Origin of the sequence: Sphingomonas sp. (genome assembly GCF_042091075.1) — a bacterium.
Classification (GTDB): Bacteria; Pseudomonadota; Alphaproteobacteria; order Sphingomonadales; family Sphingomonadaceae; genus Sphingomonas.
The window spans coordinates 1-17,196 of record NZ_JBELIE010000026.1 but is presented as its reverse complement, the minus strand read 5'-3'; the positions used below and the strand labels follow the sequence as shown (position 1 = coordinate 17,196).

Below are 17,196 nucleotides of genomic sequence, written 5' to 3'. Positions count from 1 at the left end.
CCTCGACCTGCGCCTGGGCAATTTTGGCATTGCACGCGTCCAACTCTACGTAGCAGTTCGTCGGCAGGAACGCGTCTTTTCGGGAAAGAATTTCGGCGGTGTTGCTGTTGACGATGACCAATTCCCCGTTGAGGAAATAGTCACGGAAGAACCGATGAAATTCCCGGCGGTATTCCGCCGCTGCCACTGAACCATCGTCGTGACCGTAGATCCCGTCTTCGATCGCAAAATGCAGCCGCTCCTCGCCAAAATCGAGCCGGAAGCGCATCTCAAACAAGCCATCGGCTGACGCGTACGCGACCCTGACAATCGCGCCTTCCACATCAAGACCCGCGATCGTCATGTTCTCCATGGGTGGGTATGGCGGCCGTCGCCGGAGGCGCACACTGACGTTTGGCATGTCTGCGTTCTCCCCCTCGCGCGGACCTTCACCGCTGAGCAGTCGCCCGATCAGATCGTCGCCGAAAATCTGCTTCCATCCCCTTAATTCGTACAAGTGCTGCGCATATTCTGTTGAAGGAGTCGGGATGCCGAAACCCGCTTCGATCGCCCTTTCCGCCAGCATCCGCACCAGGGGCAGTTCACGGTAAAGACGAAGCGCGTCTCGTGGGTCATCCGGATTGATGATCGGTTTGCCGGAGGCGTGAGCCATCGCGCATCGGCCCGATTCAAAGAGATGCCGGCAAACGTCTTGCGCGCCTTGCGCGGCGATCGTCTCGAGCGCTTCCTTTATGCCTGGCCCCTTCAGCGTGGGCAGGATAGCCTGCATCCAATCAACGCGGGCCTTTGTTACGGGATAGGCCAGTTCAAGAACACGCCAGTACGACAGAAACGCGTAGCCATGATGATTAAGGCTAAGTGCTTCGCGCATCAACGCGAGCGCGATGCGTGGCCCTTCCTCTTCAGGGCACCTCAGATCGATCAGATCGAATTCTTCCCGGATCGCAAACCCGAGTTTCTTATTCAAACCCATCATCATAGGCATGCTGCCGCCAGAACGATGGGCGACGGCGATTCCACTGCGCTCCCGCCACGACAGCACGCTGAGGAACCGTAGCATCAGGCCTTCGGCTTCTTCGCGGCTAAGGCCTTTCGCCACCTTCATCGCCACGCCCCCATAATCCTCCTGGGTGAGCGGTATGATCCACATCAGGTGGTCGGCGAACTCGAAGGATTGCGGATAGACCGGCCATGGGCAGGATGTTTCGACATTCACGCACAGCCAATCGCCGCGCTCGTTTAATTCTGGAGCCGCCGCAAATTTAGCTTCGCGGGTGCCAATCTCGGTACGGCGGGGCATCCCCATATCATCGCGCATCACCATGCACCTATTCGATCACTACGGTTTGCGCTTGGCAACAGGTCAATATCGCTGCTGGTGTCACCTGTTTGCGAACACTCCTAACGGTCATCGTCCCAAGGGTCCCCATATTAAGGACCCGGCTAGACTAGGTCGCAGCCGTTCGGTTAATCTCGGACGATAGCATCCTTCGTGGCAAGCATCGTCTGCTCGCGCCGATAACGGCCGTTTGGTTCAGGTGTCGATATCGGCAGGATTGTCCCACCCTTGGCCATCCCCCATATCGTGACAGCCCCCGTCACACCTTGGCGCGGAATGGCGTGAAGTTCGTCTCACGGTCGAAGACGTCCAGCCCCTCGCCGCGCTTCAGCGCGCCGACGACGAGATAGGTGACCGGGGTCAGCAATACCTCCCAGCCGACCTTCAGCGCCCATTGCGTGAACAGCACCTTCACCACCAGCGCGTTGGTCCACCCCGCCGCGCCCCAGAAGGCGAGCGGATAGAAGATCAGGCTGTCGATCCCCTGCCCCGCCAGCGTCGAGCCGATCGTGCGCATCCACAGATGCCGCCCGTCGGTCAACACCTTCATCCGCGCGAGGACATAGGAATTGACGAACTCGCCGGCCCAGAAGGCGCACATGCTCGCGAAAACGATGCGCGGCACCTGGCCGAACACGGTTTCATATGCCGCCTGATTGGTCCAGTCGGGCGCCGGGGGCAGCGCGACCACCACCCACGCCATGAACGCCATGAACACCGTCGCCGCGAACCCGACCCAGATCACGCGCCGCGCGCGGGCATAGCCGTACACCTCGGTCAGGACGTCTCCGATGATATAGCTGATCGGAAAGAACAGGATTCCGGCGCCGAACGGCCATGGGCCGATCCCCGGCAGCACGATTTGCGCCACCTTGCCCGCGCCCAGCACGTTCGACAGCAGCAGGATGGCGACAAAGGCGGCCATCACCAGATCGTAATGACGCAGCCGCCCGCCGGATACCGCGCCCGCCTCCACCGCCTCGATCCCGCTCATCGCCGTCGCTCGCCCCGCCGTCGCACCCTGTCGCGGAGATCATGCCGCCCATTCCCCCGCGCCGCAATCCGCGCTAGGCGCGCATCCGGGCGCCCGTAGCTCAGTTGGATAGAGCAAGGAGCTTCTACCTCCTTGGTCGGGGGTTCGAATCCCTCCGGGCGCGCCATTCGATCGACGACACAGGATGGGTAACCCTTCACCGCCCGTATCAATCGATCTTGGATCGATCGTCGGGGGGCGGGCGCGATCGTATAGGCGGCGGGGCCGATGCCGGCCCTATCGCAACTGTCGCGCCAGAGACTGGGCGGCGTCGACATAGGCGGGGCTGCCACATACCGTCCACGCTTGCGGCAGGCGCAGTCGGCCGATGGTGTGCAGCAGCGGATGGTGAAGCATCTCGGTGCCGTGATCGACGATACGATCGGTCGCGCTTTCGACGAGCAGGAAATCCGGATGCGCCCGCGCCATTTCCTCCAGCCCTACCCGCGACAGCACCGGCTTGTGCAATCGCGCGGCGAGATTGCGCAGCCCGACGCGATGCATCAGATCGTCGATCAACGTGCCGGTGCCGGTCAGATAGCCGCGCCGCTGATAATAAGCCGCCACCCGGCCCCCGCCGGCGTTGACCGGCACGCGGGCAAGCCGCGCGTTCATCCGCGCGATCAGCCGCTCGCCCCGCGCCCTTTGTCCGATCACGTCCGCGACGCGGCGGGTCTGCTCGACGATATCGGCATAGCTGTCCGCCTCCGGCACTTCCACGATCGCGATGCCGCGTCCGCGCAGCAACGCCATCGTGTCGGCGCGACGCCCCGGCGCGACAAGGATCAGGTCCGGGCGCAGCGACAACACATCCTCCGCCCCGCCGCGATTGACCGGCCAGCGCGCCGCCCGCGTGGCATAGGCCGACAATGCCGGATCGCGCGCGAAGCTGGTCAACCCGGCAACCTGTCGCCGATCGGCGAGGGCGAGCAGATATTGGTCGACGCACAGGTTCAGCGAGACGATCCGGCGCGGTGCGGGGGTGGCGGTCGACGGCGCGAGGGCGGCTGTCAATGCCCCCATACAGGCGATGATCCGGGCGAAGCGATCCAGCATCGCCGGGCTTTTGCCGCGTCGGCGCCGGCGGCGCCAGTGCGATACGATATGACTTGCCGCCCCGATCGCGCCCGTCCGTTTATCCAAGCGATATCACTGACGCGCGAATCTGCCGCTTCTTCTTCGCGCGATCACCCGCTAGGCGTCGCGCGATCCCGCACCGGGATCTTGTTCATCCGGGAGGAATCGCCGTCACGTGACCCGCCGCTGGTTGTGGCCCCTTCTGATCGCGACGGTGCTGATCGCGGCGGTGCTGGGCATCGCGGTCGGCACCACGACGATCCCGCCGGCGCGGATTGCCGCGGCGCTGACCGGGCATGGCGATCCGATCGATCGCGCGATCCTGCTCGATCTGCGCCTGCCGAGGGTGCTGCTCGGTTTCCTGGTCGGCGCGATGCTGGGGGTCGGCGGCGCGGCATTGCAGGGGTATTTGCGCAACCCACTGGCCGAACCATCGGTATTGGGCGCGTCGAACGGCGCCGCGCTGGGCGCGGTGATCGCACTGTATTTCGGGCTGGCGCAGCGCCACGACGCGATGCTTCCCTTGTTGGGCATAGCCGGCGCGCTGGCGGCGCTGGGCATGCTGTTCCTTCTTGCCGGGCGATCGGAAAGTCCGCTGACGCTGATCCTTGCCGGGATCGCGGTATCGACGCTCGCCGGGGCGGGCATCAGCCTCGCGCTGAACCTGTCGCCCAATCCTTTCGCCGCCATGGAGATCGCCACCTGGTTGCTGGGCAGCCTCGAGGATCGCTCGATCCGGCACGTCGCTCTCGCTTTGCCGTGCGTCGCGATCGGCCTGCTCCTGCTGACGGGGCAGAGTCGTGCGCTCGATGCGCTGACGCTCGGTGAAGACGGCGCGGCGGCGCTGGGGATCGACCTGCGGCGGGTGCGGTGGCGGTTGCTGCTCGGCGTCGCGATCGGCGTGGGAGGCGCGGTCGCCGTATCCGGCGCGATCGGATTCGTCGGGCTGATCGTACCCCATCTGATCCGCCCGTTGACCGATCGTCGGCCGTCAGCGGTGCTCTGGCCGAGCGCGCTGGCGGGGGGAGCACTGCTGCTACTCGCGGATCTGGCGGTGCGGCTGATCCCGACGTCAAGCGAGCTGAAGCTCGGCGTCGTCACCGCATTCCTGGGGGTGCCGGTATTCCTGGTCCATCTGATGCGGGAGCGGCGGCTGTGGTGACGATCGCGGCCGATCATCTCGCGGTCACGCTCGGCGGGCGCCGGGTGGTGGAGGACGTGTCGGTGCATCTCGCGCCGCGCCAGCTGGTCGGCATTCTCGGGCCGAACGGCGCGGGCAAGTCGACCTTCGTTCGAGCGCTGCTGGGGCTCATCCGGCACGGCGGCACCGTGACGATCGACGGCGAGCGTCCCGACCGGGCGACGATCGCGCGGCAGATCGCCTATCTTCCGCAGGGCCAGACGCTGCATTGGCCGCTGTCGGTGGAACGGCTTGTCGCGCTCGGACGCTTGCCGCACCTCACGCCTTGGTCACGGCTGTCGGCGCGCGACCATGAAGCGATCACGCGGGCGATGGCCCGCACCGACGTGACGATGCTGGCCGATCGGATCGCCACCGAATTGTCGGGCGGCGAGCGTGCTCGCGTGCTGCTGGCGCGGGCGTTGGCGGTGGAAGCATCCGCGCTGGTGGCCGACGAACCGCTCGCCAGCCTCGATCCGGCGCATCAGATCGAGGGGATGGAATTGCTGCGCGCCGAAGCGGACGCCGGCGGGCTGGTGATCGCGGTGCTCCACGATCTGACGCTGGCGGCACGGTTCTGCGATCGGCTGCTGGTGTTCGCGCAGGGCCGGCTGGTGGCGGACGGAGCGCCGGCCACGGTGCTGACGCCCGAACTGCTCGCCAGCGTCTATGGCATTACCGCGCTTCGTGCCGACGGCCTGATCGTTCCCTTCGATCGCCTCCGTTGACGAAACGCCGACTCGCGGCGTAAGGGCGCAACCGCGACAGGTTCCCCGATTATCGGGGATGAAAAGGGAACGGGGTTCAAGACCCCGGCTGCCCCTGCAACTGTGAGCGGTGAGCCATCACGCCACATGCCATTGAGATCCCCGGATCTTGAGAAGGCGGCGAGAACCGGCGCGGACCCGCGAGCCAGGAGACCTGCCCGTCGCGGTCGTCCTTCGACCGGCCAGGGTGCGCCGGACGGACGGGGGTAAACCCGCGAGACGACGACAACATCAACCTCCGGCGGCGCGTCCGCCCGGGGATGTCGTGACGTGGGGGTTTGACATGAAGACATTCTATCCGTTCGCTGGCCTGTTGCTTGCGACCGCCGCCGCCGCTCCGGCGGCTGAACCCGCCCCGCCGCCCGCCGACGCAGGCCAGACCGCTCCCGCCCCGGACGTCGCGGCGATAACCGATACGGCGAGCGAAACGGCAGGTGAAGCCGCCGGGGGCGTCGGCGCGATCGTCGTCACCGCCAACCGCAGCCCCACCCCCGCCGACCAGGTCGTCCCCTCGGTGACGGTGCTGGACAAGGCCGCGATCGATCGGGCCGGCGATCTGTCGGTGGCGGACCTGCTGGTGCGCACCCCCGGCGTGACGCTGTCGCGCAACGGCGGCTATGGCACCGCGACCAGCCTGCGGATCCGTGGCGCCGAAAGCGATCAGACCGTCGTCGTTATCGACGGTGTGAAGATCAACGATCCGTCCGCCACCGGCGGTGGCTACAATTTCGCCAACCTGTTGACCGGCGATGCGTCGCGGATCGAAGTGTTGCGCGGTCCGCAGTCGATCCTGTGGGGCAGCCAGGCGATCGGCGGCGTCGTGAACGTGGTCACTCCCCTGCCCGATACGCCATGGGAAGGCAGCGTCGACCTGGAAGGCGGCGCGCGTGATACCGTCAGCGCCCGCGCGGCGGTGGGCGGGCGTACCGGCCCGCTGGCGTTCCGTGTCGGTGCACAATCGTTCTTCACCAGCGGCATCTCCGCGATCGCCCCGGCGTTCGGCGGGCGCGAGGCGGACGGCTATCGTAACCAGTCGGTCGCGGGACGCGCGCTGCTCGATCTGACCGATACCGTCAGTGCGGAGGTGCGCGGCTATTATGCGAACGGCCGCACCGATATCGACGGCTTCTCGGGCGACACCGCCGAATATTCGCTCAATCGCGAGTTCATCGGCTACGCCGGCCTGAACGTCGCGCTGTTCGATGGCCGGCTGCGCAACCGTTTCGGCTATGGCTACACCGACACGAAGCGGGACAATTACGATCCTTCGCGCGCCCGTCAGCAGACGTTCGATGCCGCTGGCCGTAACTATCGTCTGGAATATCAGGGCAGCTTCGCGCTGACCGAAAAGCTGGACGCGACCTTTGGCGTCGAGAACGAAAAAAGCCGCTTCGACAGCGTCTCGCCGCCCGCCAGCCTAGCGGTGGCGATCCCGGCGCCCGCACGCGGCCGGGCCGAGATCACCAGCGTCTATGGTCAGGTCAACGTCCAGCCGGTGAGCGGGCTGACCCTCACCGGCGGCGTGCGCAACGATGACCACAGCCGCTTCGGCGCGAAGACGCTGTTCGCGGGCGGCGGGGTGTGGGTGCTGCCGACCGGCACGGTGTTGCGCGGCAGCTATTCGGAAGGCTTCAAGGCGCCGTCGCTGTACCAATTGTTCTCCGAATACGGCAATCAGGCGCTGCGTCCCGAACAGGCGCACGGCTGGGAAGCGGGAGCGGAGCAACGCTTCCTCGATGGCCGCGCGGCCATTGGCGCCACCTATTTCGAGCGTCGCTCGACCGACCTGATCAACTTCGCGAGCTGTTCGGTCGGCACCACCGATCCGCTCTGCTTCGCCCCCGGCAGCACGACCACGCAGCGCTTCGGCTATTATTCCAACGTATCGCGGGCCTTCGCCAATGGCATCGAGGCGGCGGGGCGGATCGCACCGTTCGCGGGCCTCACCATCGATGGCAATTATGCGTGGATCGCCTCGGAAGATCGCTCGCCGGGTGCGGCGACGTTCGGCAAGCAACTGGCGCGCCGCCCGCGTCACACCTGGAACGCCGCCGCGAACTATACCTTCCGCGACGGGCCGTCGTTCGGCGCCGCGGTCCGCTGGGCGGGCGAATCGTTCGACAACGCCAGCAACACGACGCGGCTCGCGCCTTATACCCTCGTCGATCTGCGCGCCGAACTGCCGATCTCGCCGAAGGTGCGTGTCTTCGTCCGGGGCGAGAACGTGTTCGATGAACAATATCAGACCGTTTATCGCTACGGCACGCTGGGACGCAGCATCTATGCCGGCATCCGTGGCCGCTTCTGAGGGGAGACACCGATGACTTCCTCCCCTCCCCGCGCCGCCGATGCGCGCGTATCGACGCTGTGGATCATGCTGCTGACGCTCGCGAGCACGGTGACGACGCTGCTGCTCGCCTGCGCCACGCCCTTCACGGCGCTTGCGGCCCTCGCCGCGACGCAGATGCGTGCGCGCGACGGCGTGCTGCTGATGCTCGCCGCCTGGGCAGCCAGCCAGATCACCGGCTTCTGCTGGCTCGGTTATCCGCGTGACGCGACCACGCTGGCATGGGCGATCGCACTGGGCAGCGCGGCGCTGGTGGCGACGCTGGCGGCGCGCACCGCCGCCGGTGCCACCATCGCGTCGTCGCCGATCCGCCTCGCGATCGCCTTCGTCGCGGCATCGTTGGCGTTCAAGGGCGTCGTCCTGCTGTGGTCATTCGCGCTGGGCGGCGTCGATATCGCGCTCTCGCCGGCGATCGCCCTGCGGCAAGTCGGCCGCAACGCCGCAATCCTCGCCGCTTTGTGGTGCGCCTATCGGCTGCTGGTCGCGGCGGGCGTGCCCGCGGCGCCACGTCGGGAGGCGGCGATCGCATGACCTGGCGCGCGGCGGATGGAGCGTGCGGTGCCGAGGTGATCGCCTGCAACACCTGCCGGAACGGCGATGCGCCGGGCGCGGGAGCGGCGTTGGTGCAGGCGCTGCAACGCGCCAAGGCCGACGATCAACGCTATGACGGGATCGCGGTCGAACAGGTGTCGTGCCTGTTCGCCTGCCAGCAGGGATGCACGATCCACCTGCGCGCGGCCGGCAAATGGGGCTATGTGCTGGGACGCTTCACCGCCGAGGAGGAACTCGCCCGCGCCATGCTCGATTTCGCGCTGCTCTATGCCGACAGCGCCGATGGCCAGGTCGCCTATCGCGACTGGCCACAGGGCGTGAAGGGGCGGTTCCTGACGCGGATGCCGCCCGCGGGGATGCTGCCGGCATGACCGTCTTCGCCTCTCCCGCCGCGTTCGACGCGGCGCTCGACGATCTGCCCGGCGCCAACGAGAGCGCTCGCCAGGCGGCGCTGGAGAGGCAGGCACAACTGACCAAGCCCCCCGGCTCATTAGGTCGGCTGGAGGAGATCGCGGTCTTCTTCGCCGGCTGGCACGGCACCGACCGGCCCGACGTCACACAGGCGCGCGCGATCGTCTTCGCAGGGAATCACGGCGTAGTCGCGCGCGGCGTGAGCGCGTATCCTGCTGCCGTGACCGCGCAGATGGTGGACAATTTCCGCGCGGGCGGCGCCGCGATCAACGCCCTGGCACGGGCATCCGGCCTGGCGCTGGACGTGGTGCCGATCGACCTCGACCGCCCGACCGGTGACATCACCTGCGCGCCGGCGATGGACGTCGACGACTGCCTCGCCGCGATCAACATCGGTGCTGCCGCGATCGGCAACGCCGACCTGCTGGTGCTGGGGGAAATGGGAATCGGCAATTCCACCGCCGCCGCCGCACTGTGCGCCGCCAGCTTCGATGGCGCAGCGGTGGATTGGGTTGGCCCCGGCACAGGGGTGGACACCGCCGGCATCGAACGAAAGCGCGCGGCCGTAGCGGACGCGCTCACGCTGCACGCGGCGGCGCAAACGCCCTTCGAACGGTTGCGCTGTCTGGGTGGACGAGAGATCGCCGCGATCGCCGGCGCGATGCTGGCCGCGCGTCGGCGTCGCGTGCCGATCATCCTCGACGGCTTCATCGCCACCGCCGCGCTGGCGCCGCTGGCGAGAGCGCAGCCGGCGATCGTCGACCATTGCCTCGCCGGCCATTGCTCCGCCGAGCCGGGCCACCGCCGCCTGCTCGACCGGCTTGGCCTGTCGCCGCTACTGACGCTCGATATGCGGCTGGGCGAAGGCAGCGGCGGGGCGCTGGCGGTTCAGATCGTGCGCGGCGCGCTCGCGGTCCATGCCGGGATGGCCACCTTCGCCGAGGCGGGCGTCAGCGGCGGATGACCGTCTTCACGCTCCACCTGATGCGCCACGGCGCGCCAGTGGAGCCGGGGCGGCTCTGGGGCCATCGCGACGTCGCCGTGACCGAGGCGGGAATCGCACGATGCGTGGCGCAAGCCACCGACCTGCCGGTCGCGCGGATCGTCGCCTCAGATCTGGCGCGAGCCCGCCATTGCGCGGAGGCGATTGATGTGGCGGCGATCGACCCGCGCTGGCGCGAACTCGATCTCGGCACCTGGGACGGCACCGATCCAGCGACGATCGATCCCGCCGCCTTGTCACGCTGGCATCATGATCCCGACGGCCATCCGCCGCCCGGCGGCGAGCGCTGGTCGTCCCTGATCGAGCGCGTCGGCGCAGCGATCGATGACCTGCCGCCCGAACCCACGTTGGTCGTCACCCATGGCGGCGCGATCCGCGCGGCGCTGGCGCATCTGTGCGGCTGGTCGCTGGACACCGCCTGGACGCTGCAACTCGATTACGCCTCGCTGCTGTCGCTGATGGTGTGGGACGGTGCACCGCGCCTCGCGCAAGTCACCGGGTTGCGCGCATGACGGCGTTGTGGCTCGCGCTCGGTTTCCTCACCCGCTTGCCGGTGCCGCGGATCACGCCACAGGCGGCCGATCACGCCCGCGCGGTCAGACTCTATCCGGTGGCAGGGCTGGCGGTCGGCGTGGTGGTCGCGACAGGCGGCTGGCTGGGCGCGCTGATCGACCCATGGCTTGGGGCGCTCGGCGCGATGATCGGCTGGATCCTCGTCACCGGCGCGCTGCACCTCGACGGGCTGGCCGACCTGTTCGACGCGCTGGGCGCTTCGCACGGCGACCGTGAACGACTGCTGCGGGTGATGGCCGATCCGCATATCGGCAGCTTCGGCGTCGTCGCGATCGTTGCGCTGCTCGCGGCGAAGCTCGTCCTGCTTCACCTTCTGGTGCCGGGGCAGGTTCTCACGCTGATCGTGGTGCCGGCGATCGCGCGAACGGCGCCGCTCGCCTGGGCGCGATGGTTGCGCCCGTTACGCCCCGGTGGAATGGGGGCGGCGCTGCACGGGGTGGTGCGGCTTCGCGACCTGCTCGGCTGGGGCGCGATCATGGTGGGGCTCATGGTCCTATCCCCCGGCCTGATCATTGCGCCGCTGGTGATCGCCGCACTAGGCGGCTGGTTCGCGCGCCGGCTGGGAGGGATCAGCGGTGACCTGCATGGGGCCGGGATCGAGCTGACCGAAACCGCGCTGCTGCTCGCACTGGTCGTGGCTCAGCGCGCCGCCTGAGCGATCGCGAGGATCGCGTCGATATCCAGCGACTGTTCCAGCGCGATCGCGACCTCGTCAAGCGCGGCATCGACATCGGCATGGTGATCGGGCCCCTCGGCCGATACGCCGATCCGCGCCAGCCACGCCGCACGCTGCGCCGCCAACCCGAACAGGCCGTGGATATAGCTGCCCGCCACCAGCCCGTCGCGCGACATCGCACCCTCACCACGCCCGTTCGTCAACCGTCCCACCGGCGTGGCGGTATCCGGGCCGGTGGTTCGGCCGAGATGGATCTCATATCCACGGAACGGTGCGCCCAGCGCTGCCCCGCTCACTTCGGTCAGCGTCTTGTCAGCGGTCAGAACGGTCTCGACATCGAGCAGCCCCAGCCCCGGTGCCTCCCCCGCCGGCCCCTCGACCCCATCCGGGTCAGCGATCCGCCGCCCCAGCATCTGGTAGCCGCCGCATAGGCCCAGCACCGGCCGACCGCGACGATGGTGCGCGCGAATGTCGACATCCCATCCCTCGGCCCGCAAAAACGCCAGATCGGCCAGCGTCGCCTTCGATCCCGCCAGCACGATCATCGCGGCATCCGGGATCGGCATGCCCGGCGGGACCATCACCAGATCGACGCCGGGTTCGAGCCGCAGCGGATCGAGATCGTCGAAATTGGCGATCCGCGGCGTGATCGGGCAGGCAATCACCGCCTGCTCGCCGTTCCGCGCGGCGGGCCGATCCAGCACCACCGCATCCTCGCTGGGCAGCCGACGGGCGGCGCGCAGGAAGGGCACGATCCCCAGTGGTCGCCAGCCGGTGCGCTGCACGATCGTGTCCATCCCCGCCGCGAACAGCGAAGGATCACCGCGAAACTTGTTGACCAGAAAGCCACGGATCATCCCCGCATCGTCGGGGTCGATCACCACCTTCGTTCCGACCAGCGCCGCGATCACGCCGCCTCGATCGATATCACCCGCCAGGACCACGGGCACCCCCGCCGCGCGCGCGAAGCCCATGTTGGCGATGTCGCCGGCGCGCAAATTGGTTTCGGCGGGCGAGCCCGCGCCCTCCACCACGACGATATCCGCGTCCGCCGACAAGCGCCGATAGCTGTCGAGCACCTCGTCGAGCAGCCCCTCACGCCCCTCACGCCAGCGCGTGGAGGTCAGCGTGCCGCGCCGCTGCCCGCGCACGATCAGTTGCGACGAACGGTCGCCCTCGGGCTTCAGCAGCACGGGATTCATATCGACGCTGGCGGGTGTACGACAGGCCAGCGCCTGGGTCGCCTGCGCACGGCCGATCTCGCCACCGTCGGCCGTCACGGCGGCGTTGTTGCTCATGTTCTGCGGTTTGAAGGGGCGCACCCGCAGCCCGCGATTGCTCAGCACGCGGCACAGGCCCGCGACCAGCACGGACTTGCCGACGTCGGACCCAGTGCCCTGGATCATCACCCCCACCATGCCCATCCCCCCGCCACGATCAACAAAAGCGCGATCACCCGCCGATAGATCACCAGAGCCCGGCGCAGATCGCCGCTCGTTGCCAGCCGTCCGGCGGCACCGATCCAAGGCTTGTCCTGCAACACGCCATCGTAAGCGACCGGCCCCGCCAGCGCGACCCGTAGCGCCCCGGCCATCGCCGCCTCCGGCCAGCCGGCATTGGGCGAGGCGTGTCGCCGCGCGTCGCGCCACATTACTCGCCATCCGCCCCCGCCGACCACGCACAGCAACACACCGGAAAGTCGCGCGGGGATCCAGTTGGCGCCATCATCGATCCGCGCCGCCGCCCAGCCGAACGCGCGCCAGCGGTCCTCGCGATGGCCGATCAGGCTGTCTGCCGTGTTGATCGCCTTATACGCCCACAGGCCGGGCAATCCGGCGACCGCGAACCAGAACAGCGGCGCGACGACGCCGTCGCACAGGCTTTCGGACAGGCTTTCGATCGCGGCGCGGGCGACGCCATTGTCGTCCAGCGTGGCGGTATCGCGCCCGACGATCCGGGCCACTGCCGCACGCGCGCGGGGCAGATCGCGGGCTTCCAGTGCGACGGCGATCGGGCGCACATGCTCCGCCAGGCTGCGCATCGCCAGCGCCGGCCACGCCAGCACGGCGATCGCGATCCACCCGGCGGGGTCGGGCAGTGCATGCGCACCCAGCTGTGCCAGCCAGGCCACGCCGCCGCTCAGCAGGATCACCCCGGCCATCAGCATCACGCCATATCCACGTCGCGCCGCCGCCGACCGGTCGGCGGTGTTCCACCGGCCTTCCCCCGCCGCGATGACGCGCGCGATTGCACCGACGGGATGGCCGACGCGCGCATACCATGCCGCCGGCCAGCCGATCGCCAGATCCAGCAGCATCGCCGCGATGATCCCCGGATCAGCCACGCAGCGCGCGCTCCAGCCGTTCGAATGCCGCCGCATCGCCGGGCACCCCGAAGCGCAGCCGGTCGGGGCGCTCCGCGAACGGGCGGGTCAGGATGCCCGCCCCCGCCAGCCGTTCGAACCACCCCTGCGCGTCGTGATCCTCCACCAGCCGGAACAGTGGGCAGCACCCGCGCGGCGCGAGCCCGTGCCGCGCCAGCATCGCATCGAGCCGTGCCGCACGATCGCGCAGATCACGGCGCGTCGCCTCGATCCAGTCGCGATCGGCATAGGCCGCACTTCCCCAGGCAATCGCCTGCGTTGTAACCGGCCAGTCGCCAAGCAGCGCCCGCAAGCGCCCGACGACCGGCAATGGGGCGATCACGAAGCCCAGCCGGACCCCGGCCAATCCGAAGAACTTGCCGAACGAGCGCGTCACCACCACCGGCGCGTCCGGGGCGAGGTGCGGCAGGACGCTGCAGTCCGGCGTGGCATCGGCGAACGCCTCATCGACCAGCAACCAGCGATCCCCATGCGCCAGCGACGACAACGCAACGGGATCGTGCAAGCGCCCGTCGGGATTGTTCGGCTGCGCCAGCAACAAGGTTCCCGCCGCCTGAGCCGACCCGAGGGGCGTGTCGATCGCGATATGGCGATCGGCGATATCACGATGCGTACCGTAACTGGGCCATAGCGCAGTGATCGGGCGCGGCAGGATGGCATGCGCCAGCAACCGCAGCGCGAGTTCGCTGCCGGGCATGGCGACGACCCGCTCCGCCTCGACGGCGAAGTGCCGCGCGGCACTGGCTTCCAGCGCGCGCAGCCCGTCGACGGGCGGCAGCGCGCCATGGTCGATCGCCTCACCCTCTGCCGGGGACCATGGGCACGGATTGATCCCCGTCGAGAGATCCAGCCACGGCCTGGGTGCCGCGGGATAGCGGCGCGCGGCCGCGTCGATCCGCCCGCCATGGTGCACCAATGCCGAGGTTTCCGCTTGCGTCATCATACCCGCCTTCGCCATTCGCGGCGGCGACGGCAAGCGGCGAGGCACGACAATGGCGATACGGACGATCCTGGTGCTCGGCGGCGCCCGTTCGGGCAAGAGCCGACACGCCCAACAGCTGGCGGAGACGGTCGCGGCACAGCGCCTGTTCGTCGCGACGGCGCAGGCATTCGATGACGAGATGCGCGACCGGATCGCGCGCCATCGCGCGGATCGCGACATCGGCTGGTCGACCGTCGAAGCGCCGATCGCCGTTCCGCAGGCGATCCGCGCCGGGGCGGCGCCGGCCGGCGTGGTGCTGGTCGATTGTCTGACGCTGTGGCTGTCCAATCTGCTGCTCGCCGATCATGACCTCGATCGCGCCGGCGACGATCTGATAACCGCGCTGCAGGCCGCTCCGCTGCCGGTCGTCCTCGTCAGCAACGAAGTCGGCTTCGGAATCGTACCCGAAAACCCGCTGGCGCGCCGCTTCCGTGACGCTGCGGGCCGACTGAACCAACGGGTGGCGGCGGCGTGCGATGCCGTCGATCTGGTCGTGGCCGGGCTGCCGCTGCGAATCCGTGGCGCCGGCTGACGGTTGCGGACCGCGACGAACCGCCGCAAGGCTGGTCGACAAATGCGCTCAGGAGACAGCGATGCGAACCGATGCCGAACACGCCGTCCGCATGGCGAAGAAAAAGGCGGTGCAGGATCGCATCGTCGCCGAACGCGACGGCGAGAAGGGGCTGATCATCGTCCACACCGGCGCTGGCAAGGGCAAGACCACCGCCGCGCTCGGCATGCTGGTGCGCGCCGCGGGACATGGCATGACGGTGGGCATGATCCAGTTCGTCAAGGGTGCGATGACGACCGGCGAGGCAGCGATCGTCGCAACGCTACCGGGGGTAGAGTTCCGCGCGATGGGCGACGGCTTCACCTGGGACACGCAGGATCGCAGCGCGGACATCGCCTCCGCCCGCGCGGCATGGGCGGAGGTGTCGCGGATGATCCTCGATCCGCACTATGATCTGGTCATCGCAGACGAGCTGAATATCGTGCTGCGCTACGACTATCTCCCGCTTGACGAGGTTCTGGACGTGCTGGCGCGGAAACCGGCGATGACGCATGTGGTCATCACCGGCCGCAACGCCCCCGACGGCCTGATCGCCGCCGCCGATCTGGTGACCGAGATGCAATTGGTGAAACACCCCTTCCGCGAACAGGGGATCAAGGCGCAGCGCGGCGTGGAATTCTGACGCCGGCGTCGCCCCCGGCGCCAACCGCGGATGCGGCCCTTCGTCAGGCGGTGGCCGCCGTCCCGTACAATGCCGCCGCCCGCTCCTCGAACGCGCCGATCATCCTGCGCAGCGCGACGCCGAACACCTGCCCGGCCAGCATTTCGAACATCCGGTTCTTGAACGCGAAATCGACCGTGAAGTCGACGTAGCACCCCCCCGCCCCGTCGTCGCGGAAACGCCAGTCGTTGTGCAGGAATTTCAGCGGGCCATCGACATATTCGACGTGGATCGTCTCCGGTCGCGTTTTGCTGACCTTCGAGGTGAACGTCTCGCGCAGCCCCTTGAAGCCGACGATCATGTCCGCCACGGTTTCGCTATCCCCGTCCTGCCGCACGCGCATCGCGCTGACCCATGGCAGGAAGGCGGGATATTGGCGCACGTCCGCGACCAGATCGAACATCTGCTCCCGGCTGTACGGCAGGTGGCGCGTCTCAGCGTGCTTGGGCAAGCTTCGCCTCGCGCGCGGCCTTCATCCTCGCGAAATCATCACCCGCATGATAGCTTGAGCGGGTCAGCGGCGATGAGGCGACCAGCAGGAAGCCCTTTGCCCGCGCGATCGCGGCATAGGCATCGAACGCCGCGGGGGTCACGAAATCCTGCACCTTCGCGTGGCGCGGGGTCGGCTGCAGATATTGACCCATCGTCAGGAAATCGATGTCGGCGGAGCGCATGTCGTCCATCACCTGATGCACTTCCAGCCGCTCCTCCCCCAGCCCGAGCATCACGCCCGACTTGGTGAAGATCGACGGGTCAAGTTTCTTGACGCTTTCCAGCAGCCGGATCGACGCATAGTATCGCGCGCCGGGCCGGATCGTCGGATACAGGCGCGGCACCGTTTCCAGATTGTGATTATATACGTCTGGACGCGCCGCAACGATGGCCTCCACCGCCGCTTCATGTTTATTGCGGAAATCGGGCGTGAGGATTTCGATCGTGGTCGTCGGGTTGGTCCGGCGAATCGCTTCGATCACCTTCACGAACTGCTTCGCCCCGCCGTCGGGCAGGTCATCGCGGTCAACGGAGGTCACGACGATATGCTCAAGCCCCATCTGCGCCGCGGCATCGGCGACGTTCTGCGGCTCCATCGGGTCCACCGCGCGTGGCATCCCGGTCTTGACGTTGCAGAAAGCGCAGGCGCGGGTGCACGTATCCCCCAGGATCATCACCGTCGCATGCTTCTTCGTCCAGCACTCGCCGATGTTCGGGCAGGCGGCTTCCTCGCAGACGGTGGTCAGGCTCTTCGAGCGCATCAGGGCACGGGTCGCGGCGAATCCTTCGCTGGTCGGCGCCTTGACGCGGATCCAGTCGGGTTTGCGCTGACGCACGGGAGCCGAAAGCGGGGTCATCTCGTTCATACGCCGCAGATAGCGATTGCGGCGCCATCAGACAACGAAAGGGTTTTTGACGAATGAGCAAGTTTCGCGATCTGATCGACGGCTACTACCGTTTTCGCGGCACCGAGTGGCTTGAGGAACGCGACCGCTGGAAGGAGTTGGCGGAGGGGCAATCGCCGCGCGTCATGATTATCGCCTGCTCCGACAGCCGCGTCGAACCGGCCACCATCTTCGGCAGCCGCCCGGGTGAGGTGTTCGTGGTGCGCAACGTCGCCAATCTGGTGCCGCCGTTCGAGACCGGCGG

General features: G+C 67.9%; 19 protein-coding genes, 1 tRNA gene and 1 riboswitch. Of the genes, 12 read left to right on the top strand and 8 right to left on the bottom strand.

Going from position 1 to position 17,196, the window contains the following annotated elements:
* On the bottom strand, positions 1-1,324 hold a 1,324-nt coding region (gene mauJ, locus ACFDSW_RS04500; RefSeq protein WP_375249080.1), incomplete at its 3' end, for a methylamine utilization protein MauJ.
* 274 nt (positions 1,325-1,598) lie between these two features.
* On the bottom strand, positions 1,599-2,333 hold the full coding sequence (locus tag ACFDSW_RS04495) for a queuosine precursor transporter (RefSeq protein ID WP_375249079.1): 735 nt from the start codon (positions 2,331-2,333) through the stop codon (positions 1,599-1,601).
* A gap of 89 nt (positions 2,334-2,422) precedes the next feature.
* On the opposite strand from ACFDSW_RS04495, the gene ACFDSW_RS04490 reads away from it, so the two are divergent.
* Positions 2,423-2,499: transfer RNA gene (locus ACFDSW_RS04490), tRNA-Arg, on the top strand.
* 110 nt (positions 2,500-2,609) lie between these two features.
* On the opposite strand, the gene ACFDSW_RS04485 is transcribed toward ACFDSW_RS04490, so the two are convergent.
* Positions 2,610-3,428, bottom strand: a complete 819-nt coding sequence (locus tag ACFDSW_RS04485; RefSeq protein WP_375249078.1) for an ABC transporter substrate-binding protein — start codon at positions 3,426-3,428, stop codon at positions 2,610-2,612.
* Between the two features lie 196 nt (positions 3,429-3,624).
* On the opposite strand from ACFDSW_RS04485, the gene ACFDSW_RS04480 reads away from it, so the two are divergent.
* From ACFDSW_RS04480 to cobS, 8 genes are all read left to right on the top strand, one after another.
* Positions 3,625-4,611, top strand: a complete 987-nt coding sequence (locus ACFDSW_RS04480) for a FecCD family ABC transporter permease (protein ID WP_375249077.1) — start codon at positions 3,625-3,627, stop codon at positions 4,609-4,611.
* Positions 4,605-5,357, top strand: a complete 753-nt coding sequence (locus ACFDSW_RS04475; RefSeq protein WP_375249076.1) for an ABC transporter ATP-binding protein — start codon at positions 4,605-4,607, stop codon at positions 5,355-5,357. Before ACFDSW_RS04480 ends, ACFDSW_RS04475 begins: the two co-directional genes overlap by 7 nt.
* 21 nt (positions 5,358-5,378) lie before the next feature.
* A riboswitch (cobalamin riboswitch) is annotated at positions 5,379-5,573 on the top strand.
* 106 nt (positions 5,574-5,679) lie between these two features.
* Positions 5,680-7,704 carry a TonB-dependent receptor plug domain-containing protein gene (locus ACFDSW_RS04470; RefSeq protein ID WP_375249075.1) on the top strand — a complete coding sequence of 675 codons (2,025 nt, stop codon included), beginning with the start codon at positions 5,680-5,682 and terminating at the stop codon, positions 7,702-7,704.
* 12 nt (positions 7,705-7,716) lie between these two features.
* A complete protein-coding gene (locus ACFDSW_RS04465) occupies positions 7,717-8,274 on the top strand; it encodes a hypothetical protein (RefSeq protein ID WP_375249074.1) in 558 nt (185 codons plus the stop codon).
* Positions 8,271-8,666, top strand: a complete 396-nt coding sequence (locus ACFDSW_RS04460; protein WP_375249073.1) for a DUF1636 domain-containing protein — start codon at positions 8,271-8,273, stop codon at positions 8,664-8,666. The genes ACFDSW_RS04465 and ACFDSW_RS04460 overlap by 4 nt, the downstream gene beginning before the upstream one ends.
* Positions 8,663-9,670, top strand: coding sequence for a nicotinate-nucleotide--dimethylbenzimidazole phosphoribosyltransferase (gene cobT / locus ACFDSW_RS04455; protein ID WP_375249072.1), 1,008 nt, complete (start codon positions 8,663-8,665; stop codon positions 9,668-9,670). The genes ACFDSW_RS04460 and cobT overlap by 4 nt, the downstream gene beginning before the upstream one ends.
* On the top strand, positions 9,667-10,221 hold the full coding sequence (locus ACFDSW_RS04450; RefSeq protein ID WP_375249071.1) for a histidine phosphatase family protein: 555 nt from the start codon (positions 9,667-9,669) through the stop codon (positions 10,219-10,221). Before cobT ends, ACFDSW_RS04450 begins: the two co-directional genes overlap by 4 nt.
* Positions 10,218-10,937, top strand: coding sequence for an adenosylcobinamide-GDP ribazoletransferase (gene cobS / locus ACFDSW_RS04445; protein WP_375249070.1), 720 nt, complete (start codon positions 10,218-10,220; stop codon positions 10,935-10,937). The genes ACFDSW_RS04450 and cobS overlap by 4 nt, the downstream gene beginning before the upstream one ends.
* Here cobS and ACFDSW_RS04440 read toward each other — a convergent pair.
* From ACFDSW_RS04440 to ACFDSW_RS04430, 3 genes are read right to left on the bottom strand one after another with little or no spacing between them, the layout of a single operon-like run.
* Positions 10,922-12,376, bottom strand: coding sequence for a cobyric acid synthase (locus tag ACFDSW_RS04440; protein WP_375249069.1), 1,455 nt, complete (start codon positions 12,374-12,376; stop codon positions 10,922-10,924). The genes cobS and ACFDSW_RS04440 overlap by 16 nt on opposite strands.
* Entirely contained in the window at positions 12,364-13,302 is a 939-nt protein-coding gene (gene cbiB, locus ACFDSW_RS04435) for an adenosylcobinamide-phosphate synthase CbiB (RefSeq protein WP_375249068.1), read from the bottom strand. The genes ACFDSW_RS04440 and cbiB overlap by 13 nt, the downstream gene beginning before the upstream one ends.
* Positions 13,295-14,284 (bottom strand): aminotransferase class I/II-fold pyridoxal phosphate-dependent enzyme, encoded by a 990-nt coding sequence (locus ACFDSW_RS04430; protein ID WP_375249067.1) that lies wholly within the window; start codon positions 14,282-14,284, stop codon positions 13,295-13,297. Before ACFDSW_RS04430 ends, cbiB begins: the two co-directional genes overlap by 8 nt.
* A gap of 49 nt (positions 14,285-14,333) precedes the next feature.
* On the opposite strand from ACFDSW_RS04430, the gene cobU reads away from it, so the two are divergent.
* Together cobU and cobO are read left to right on the top strand one after the other, a co-directional pair.
* On the top strand, positions 14,334-14,855 hold the full coding sequence (gene cobU, locus ACFDSW_RS04425; RefSeq protein WP_375249066.1) for a bifunctional adenosylcobinamide kinase/adenosylcobinamide-phosphate guanylyltransferase: 522 nt from the start codon (positions 14,334-14,336) through the stop codon (positions 14,853-14,855).
* 61 nt (positions 14,856-14,916) lie between these two features.
* Positions 14,917-15,516, top strand: a complete 600-nt coding sequence (gene cobO / locus ACFDSW_RS04420) for a cob(I)yrinic acid a,c-diamide adenosyltransferase (RefSeq protein ID WP_375249065.1) — start codon at positions 14,917-14,919, stop codon at positions 15,514-15,516.
* Positions 15,517-15,559: 43 nt separating this feature from the next.
* Here cobO and ACFDSW_RS04415 read toward each other — a convergent pair whose 3' ends face one another.
* Positions 15,560-16,006 (bottom strand): type II toxin-antitoxin system RatA family toxin, encoded by a 447-nt coding sequence (locus ACFDSW_RS04415; protein ID WP_375249064.1) that lies wholly within the window; start codon positions 16,004-16,006, stop codon positions 15,560-15,562.
* Positions 15,990-16,913, bottom strand: a complete 924-nt coding sequence (gene lipA, locus ACFDSW_RS04410) for a lipoyl synthase (RefSeq protein ID WP_375249063.1) — start codon at positions 16,911-16,913, stop codon at positions 15,990-15,992. Before lipA ends, ACFDSW_RS04415 begins: the two co-directional genes overlap by 17 nt.
* A 53-nt stretch (positions 16,914-16,966) precedes the next feature.
* Between lipA and ACFDSW_RS04405 the strand changes: the two genes are divergently transcribed.
* On the top strand, positions 16,967-17,196 hold a 230-nt coding region (locus ACFDSW_RS04405), incomplete at its 3' end, for a carbonic anhydrase (RefSeq protein ID WP_375249062.1).

Bases quoted from the DNA above. Each gene is read 5' to 3' on its own strand.
- ACFDSW_RS04495 (WP_375249079.1), bottom strand. From the start codon at position 2,333: ATGAGCGGGATCGAGGCGGTGGAGGCGGGCGCGGTATCCGGCGGGCGG.
- ACFDSW_RS04485 (WP_375249078.1), bottom strand. From the start codon at position 3,428: ATGCTGGATCGCTTCGCCCGGATCATCGCCTGTATGGGGGCATTGACA.
- ACFDSW_RS04470 (WP_375249075.1), top strand. From the start codon at position 5,680: ATGAAGACATTCTATCCGTTCGCTGGCCTGTTGCTTGCGACCGCCGCC.
- ACFDSW_RS04465 (WP_375249074.1), top strand. From the start codon at position 7,717: ATGACTTCCTCCCCTCCCCGCGCCGCCGATGCGCGCGTATCGACGCTG.
- ACFDSW_RS04460 (WP_375249073.1), top strand. From the start codon at position 8,271: ATGACCTGGCGCGCGGCGGATGGAGCGTGCGGTGCCGAGGTGATCGCC.
- cobT (WP_375249072.1), top strand. From the start codon at position 8,663: ATGACCGTCTTCGCCTCTCCCGCCGCGTTCGACGCGGCGCTCGACGAT.
- ACFDSW_RS04450 (WP_375249071.1), top strand. From the start codon at position 9,667: ATGACCGTCTTCACGCTCCACCTGATGCGCCACGGCGCGCCAGTGGAG.
- cobS (WP_375249070.1), top strand. From the start codon at position 10,218: ATGACGGCGTTGTGGCTCGCGCTCGGTTTCCTCACCCGCTTGCCGGTG.
- ACFDSW_RS04440 (WP_375249069.1), bottom strand. From the start codon at position 12,376: ATGGTGGGGGTGATGATCCAGGGCACTGGGTCCGACGTCGGCAAGTCC.
- ACFDSW_RS04430 (WP_375249067.1), bottom strand. From the start codon at position 14,284: ATGATGACGCAAGCGGAAACCTCGGCATTGGTGCACCATGGCGGGCGG.
- cobU (WP_375249066.1), top strand. From the start codon at position 14,334: ATGGCGATACGGACGATCCTGGTGCTCGGCGGCGCCCGTTCGGGCAAG.
- cobO (WP_375249065.1), top strand. From the start codon at position 14,917: ATGCGAACCGATGCCGAACACGCCGTCCGCATGGCGAAGAAAAAGGCG.
- lipA (WP_375249063.1), bottom strand. From the start codon at position 16,913: ATGAACGAGATGACCCCGCTTTCGGCTCCCGTGCGTCAGCGCAAACCC.